Origin of the sequence: Streptomyces sp. NRRL B-24572, from assembly GCF_002156145.1 — a bacterium.
GTDB lineage: Bacteria > Actinomycetota > Actinomycetes > Streptomycetales > Streptomycetaceae > Streptomyces > Streptomyces vietnamensis.
The window spans coordinates 2,086-7,229 of sequence record NZ_MWIG01000362.1; the positions used below are offsets into that span (position 1 = coordinate 2,086).

At 71.3% G+C, this 5,144-nt stretch carries 5 protein-coding genes and 2 pseudogenes; 5 read left to right on the forward strand and 2 right to left on the reverse strand.

Translation table 11 applies throughout. The features are described from left to right. Positions 1-137 precede the first annotated feature (137 nt). From CCN56_RS21915 to CCN56_RS21930, 4 genes are all read left to right on the forward strand, one after another. A protein-coding gene (locus tag CCN56_RS21915) for an IS5 family transposase (RefSeq protein WP_256962086.1) occupies positions 138-1,006 on the forward strand; the annotation gives its coding sequence in 2 pieces (ribosomal slippage) (positions 138-744 and positions 744-1,006; 870 coding nt in all). A 28-nt stretch (positions 1,007-1,034) separates the two neighbouring features. Continuing rightward, a complete protein-coding gene (locus CCN56_RS21920) occupies positions 1,035-1,418 on the forward strand; it encodes a hypothetical protein (RefSeq protein WP_179199939.1) in 384 nt (127 codons plus the stop codon). Between the two features lie 258 nt (positions 1,419-1,676). Further along, positions 1,677-2,594 carry a zinc metalloprotease HtpX gene (gene htpX / locus CCN56_RS21925; RefSeq protein ID WP_086829270.1) on the forward strand — a complete coding sequence of 306 codons (918 nt, stop codon included), beginning with the start codon at positions 1,677-1,679 and terminating at the stop codon, positions 2,592-2,594. A 5-nt stretch (positions 2,595-2,599) separates the two neighbouring features. After that, on the forward strand, positions 2,600-3,355 hold the full coding sequence (locus tag CCN56_RS21930; RefSeq protein ID WP_086829276.1) for a hypothetical protein: 756 nt from the start codon (positions 2,600-2,602) through the stop codon (positions 3,353-3,355). A 126-nt stretch (positions 3,356-3,481) separates the two neighbouring features. Here the strand turns inward: CCN56_RS21930 and CCN56_RS21935 are convergent, their stop codons facing one another. Continuing rightward, positions 3,482-3,985, reverse strand: a complete 504-nt coding sequence (locus tag CCN56_RS21935) for a GyrI-like domain-containing protein (RefSeq protein WP_218779437.1) — start codon at positions 3,983-3,985, stop codon at positions 3,482-3,484. 130 nt (positions 3,986-4,115) lie between these two features. Further along, a pseudogene (locus tag CCN56_RS21940) lies at positions 4,116-4,978 on the reverse strand (zinc-binding dehydrogenase). Here CCN56_RS21940 and CCN56_RS21945 point away from each other — a divergent pair. Continuing rightward, a pseudogene (locus CCN56_RS21945) lies at positions 4,977-5,144 on the forward strand (TetR family transcriptional regulator); the annotation flags it as partial. The pseudogenes CCN56_RS21940 and CCN56_RS21945 sit on opposite strands and share 2 nt — an antisense overlap.

Sequence of the window (5,144 nt, forward strand, 5' to 3'; positions counted from 1 at the left end):
ACAACCCCGCCCTGGCGGCGCGACCGGACCAGCCCCGAAACCGGCCCTGACCTGCCCAGACGCAACCTTCTGCAACACGCTCAGTCGTGTTTTGAAAGTCGGCTCGGTGTCTCGTCCCGCATCGTGATGATCTTGATGTGGGGCGAGGGGACCTTTCTGACGGGCAGCGGGTGGTGCTGGAGCCGTTACTGCCGGTCGCGTTGTCAGGGCGGCCGGCGCTTGGTCGGCGGAGGCTGATCAACGGGATCCGCCGGCGGGTACGGACCAGTGCTCCGTGGCGGGATCTGCCGCAGGGGTACGGGCTTTGGCAGACGGTCTATGGGCTCTTTCGCCGCTGGCAACGCGACGGCGCTTGGACCGTGCTGCTGACCCGGCTGCAGGCCCGGGCGGACGCGGCCAGGCTGATCACCTGGGAGGTCAACGTCGACTCCACGATCTGCCGGGCCCATCAGCATGCCGCGGGCGTCCGCCGCAACGGACAGGCCCAGAACGAACCGCCGGGCGGAACCCGCACCGAGCCCGACGAGCACGGCCTGGGCCGGTCTCAGGGAGGCTTCACCACTAAGGTCCACCTGGCCTGCGAGCAGGACCAGCGTCTTCTGTCTCTGCTGGTCACCGCAGGTCAGCGCGGTGACCGTCCTCAGTTCGCCGCCGTCCTGGAAGACATTCGAGTCCCCCGCACCGGACCGGGCCGCCCCCGCGTCCGACCGCTGCGAGTACGGGGCGACAAGGCGTACTCCTCCCGCGCAACCGGGCCTACCTTCGAAAGCGCGGAATCCGCTGCACGATCCCGGAGCCTGCCGGCCAGGCCGCCCACCGCAAGCGGCGCGGGGAGGTCGGCGGGCGGCCTCCCGTCTTCGACCGGGAGGACTACAGGGCCCGGCACGCGGTCGAGTGCGGGATCAACCGGCTCAAGCGCAACCGCGCGGTCGTCACCCGGTTCGACGAACTCGCCGTCCGTTTCGAAGCCACCGTCCTGATCGCCGCGATCGGCGAACGGCTGTGACCGGCCTGAGCTGTCGGTTCCTCATGCCATGCTGACCGCGACCCGGGTCGACAGCGAGGGAGGGGCAACGATGGGGACTCAGTACCACGGCGCCGACAGCGAGAACGGCGACCGCATCGACGACCCCTCCGAGGACGCGCTGCTCATGATGATCGGCGACCTCAACAACTCCGACAACACCTTCGTGGTCGTCCAGCCCGACGAGGACGACCCCGTCTGGTTCGCCTCCGTGGCCGTCCTCGGTGAAGGCGGCTACGAGATCGTCCGCCGTGACACCGCCCGCAACGAGCACGAGGTCACCACGGCGACCAGCATCAACGACATCGCCCGCGACCTCACCATCTGGATGGCCGCCCGCGACTTCCCCGGACGGCCAACCAGACAAGTCCACGACTTCCAAAACACGGCGTAGGTCCTGTCCGGCGCCACCCTCGGTGAGACGGTCGTGGCCTCGAGGACAAGCACCGCGATCGGAGTCGCGAGCGTCGGGGAAGCGGTCCAAACGGTCGAGGGTCAGGGGGGGAGGACGGCACCGGGGCAGGGGGCCCGGTCCGACCGGGCGCCGGGCGTCCGTTCCGGCGTGCGGGGGAGCACACTGGCAGGAGGGGGCGGAGGCCTTGCCCCGTCCGGGGTTCGCCCGCCCCGCCTGCTCGTGGAAGAGGGTGCGCGGATGCCCAGAACTCGGTCCTCGTCCCGCTCGCGCTACGCCCCCGACCGGGGGCTCGCGACGCGCATGGCGACGACTATGTTCCTGATCGGTCTGCTGTACGTGGTCTTCGTCGGCGTCCTGCTGGTACTGCTGCGCGGCTCCTGGCCGATCATCCTGCTGATCACGGGCGCCCTGTTCGTCGGGCAGTTCTGGTTCAGCGACCGGATCGCCGCGCTGGGCATGGGAGCACGCGAGGTGACCCGCGAGCAGGCACCCGAACTGCACGGCACCGTGGACCGGATCTGCGCGCTGGCCGACATGCCGAAGCCGAAGGTGGCGATCGCCGAGAGCGACGTGCCGAACGCGTTCGCCACCGGCCGCGGCGAGAAGACCTCGCTGGTCTGCGTCACGACCGGCCTGCTGCGACGCCTGGAGCCGGAGGAGCTGGAGGGGGTCCTCGCGCACGAGATGTCGCACGTGGCGCACCGGGACGTCGCGGTCATGACCATCGCGTCCTTCCTCGGCGTCCTCGCGGGGATGATGGCGCGGGTCGCGCTCTACAGCGGTCTCGGCCGCAGCCGGGACAGCACCATGGGCCTCGCCGTGCTCCTCGTCCCCGTGGTCAGCGCGGCCGTATACGTCGTCAGTTTCCTCCTGACCCGCGTCCTGTCCCGCTACCGCGAACTCGCCGCCGACCGTGCCGCCGCGCTCCTCACGGGCCGCCCGTCGGCACTCGCCTCCGCGCTCACCAAGGTGAGCGGCGCGATGGCCCGGATCCCGACGAAGGACCTGCGCAAGGCGGAGCCGTACAACGCTTTCTGGTTCGCTCCCGCCTTCTCCTCCAAGGAGAGCCTGAGCCGGCTGCTCTCCACCCATCCCACCCTGGAGCAGCGGCTTGAGCAGCTCACCCGGATCTCGGCGCAGCTCGGTGGGGCGTGACGGCGGTGGGACTTCTCGACAGCATCCTCGGGCGCAGCCGACCGGTCCGGCCCGATCTGGACCGGCTCTTCGGACTCCCGGCCGCGGCGCTCACCCTTCAGGCGGGCACGGGCTTCGTCCCGGCCGGCGCCGGGTCGGTGTGCTTCGCCGCGGTGGAGGGCGGTGCCTTCGCGCGTCTGAAGGAAGACGTACAGGACCTCCTCGACGTCGAGGAGGTGGCCGGCCCCGATCGGGGTGCGGGCGGTGGCGAGGGTCGGAGCACTGGACCGGGGGCGTACCCCGTGACGTACACCTCGGACGCGTACGGCTACACCTGGCTCACCGTACGACGTCCCTCCGAGAACCTGATCACGCTGGTCAATGACCTGCACTCGGTCAACGCGCTCCTCGAGGAAGCAGGCTTCGGCCCCAATCTGCTCTGCTCCCTGACCGCGTTCCGCGCCCCGGCGGCCGAAGCACAAGGCCCGGGGACGAAGGGAGTCCTGGCAGAGGGCGTCCGGACGGAGGGTGCGTGGACGGCTCATCCGGGAGCCGACGGGCACCGGGCACACGACCTCGCACTCGTGTATCTCTACAAACGCGGCACCTTCTACCCCTTCGCGCCGCGCACCGACCGCGCCGAGAGCCGAGACAACGCCCTTGAGCTCCAGGTCAGGGGCCTGCTCGCCGGCGACCTCGCCATGGAGCCGGACATGGAGCGGTGGTTCCCGGTCTGGGGCGCGCCGGGGCTCGGCGGGGCGGAGCGGCTCCCGGGGCCTTGATCGCCGTCCGGCCGGGCCGTACACGCTCGGCCGCTACGGCGTGGGGCGTGCGCGTCCGCCACTGCCGACGACGACGAGGCGGCGGCGGTACGAGAGGCGCTCGCCCGCACGGATCGTGCGGCGCCGTCAGTCGGCGATCGTCCAGTTGAGCTCGGTCCGCAGGTCCCGTGGGTCCATGTCCGCCGTCGGCTGCGTCACGTACGTCTCCCACCGGTCCTGACCGCCCCGCAGCCCTTGCGCCCGGATCCAGGCCCCAAGTCGTTCCCAGGACTCCCCCAGTCCGTCGAACCCGCCGTGATGCGTCACCCGCGCGACCCGCCCGCCCGGGAGCTCACCGGTGACGACCCCGTCCTCGGCCCGCACCTCCCGCCCCGTGACGAACCCGACCTCCAGGTCCCGCTTCTCCCCCAGTCCCTCGTGATACATCCCGAACGCGGCACTCTTCGGTGGGACCTGCTGCCGCCGCAGCACCCGCCCCAGTGCCGCGAAGGCCTCGTCGAAGAACGTCCGTACTTCGCTGGGGGCCACGACGCCACGCACGACGGCGGTGGTCTCGGGTTCGAGTTCCACGAGCCGGGGCTGCTGCTCGGGGTCCGGGGTGTTGCTGTCGTGGTCGCTACGCATGCTCATGTCGTTCCGACGCTCCGATCCGCGTTGACGGCGTACTGGGAACGTACAGACCGGATGCGCGTCGGAAAGTCATCGCCGCGCCCGGAGCCGCATCCGCCACATGCGGCCCGAGGCTTCATGTCGTGAGGCCTCACGGTGTGAGGACGACCTTGCCGGTCCCGTGCCCGACTCGGCGAGCCGCAGCGCCTCGGCGACCCTCGCGAGCGGCAGGACGGCGGCGACCTGGGCCGTGATCTCACCGCGCCGCTGGGCGGCGAACACCTCAGTGAGGTCGGCCCGCAAACGGGCGCGGAAGCGGTCGGTGGCGAAGGCCCGGCCGGCCCAGATGTCGAAGAAGTACGCACGGCGCCCGTTGGGCAGCGCGTTCCACGGCCACACCCGGCCGAGGATCTTGAGCACCGGCCACTGCCTGGAACCGGTGTTGTCGCGCGTGGCGGCATTGCCGTACGACACGAGGGTGCCTCCAGGGGGCGAGCAGTCGCCACGAGTCACGCACGCTGCGGCCGCCTATGGGGGTGAAGACGGCATCCACTCCCCGGGCGCGAGTTCCCGGACCCGGCCGGGCACGTCCTCCGTCCGGTAGTCGACGGGAGTGACGCCCAAGGCGCGCAGGGCGTCGTGGTGCCGGGCCGAGGCAGTGCCGATCACGGTGGCACCCGCCGCGCGGGCAAGCTGGACGAGGACCGTGCCGATGCCTCCGTTCGCCCCGGGCACCAGGGCCGTCGCGCCAGCCCGCACCCGGGCCGGGCCGTGCCGTGCCGTGCCGTGCAGCATCTGCCAGGCGGTGGCCCCGTTGACCACGAGCACCTCGGCCTCCACCGCGCTGATGCCCCTGGGCACCGACGCGACGATGCCGACGAGATCGTGGCCCGGCACGAAGGGGAACGGCGGCTGGTCGTGACAGCGGCCACGGAGCAGTGCCGCAGACGAAGCCCCTCGGGCTCGGCGGTGCCGGGCAGGGGGACGGGGCGAGAGCGATGCGTGATGAGCGATGGGTGAAACGACGGCAACCCCGCGCGAGCGGTACCGGAACCAGGCGCGTGCGGAGATCAAGAAGCACGCCTGGGAGCAGATCGCGGACGCCGGGGCCTCGGCGCTCTCGCTGAACGTCACCGCCAAGCGGCTGGGGATGAGCGGCCCCGTGCTCTACCTCTACTTC

Excerpts from the sequence above, each read along its gene's own strand:
- htpX (WP_086829270.1), top strand. The coding sequence starts at position 1,677 with ATGCCCAGAACTCGGTCCTCGTCCCGCTCGCGCTACGCCCCCGACCGG.
- CCN56_RS21935 (WP_218779437.1), bottom strand. The coding sequence starts at position 3,985 with ATGAGCATGCGTAGCGACCACGACAGCAACACCCCGGACCCCGAGCAG.
- CCN56_RS21920 (WP_179199939.1), top strand. The coding sequence starts at position 1,035 with ATGCTGACCGCGACCCGGGTCGACAGCGAGGGAGGGGCAACGATGGGG.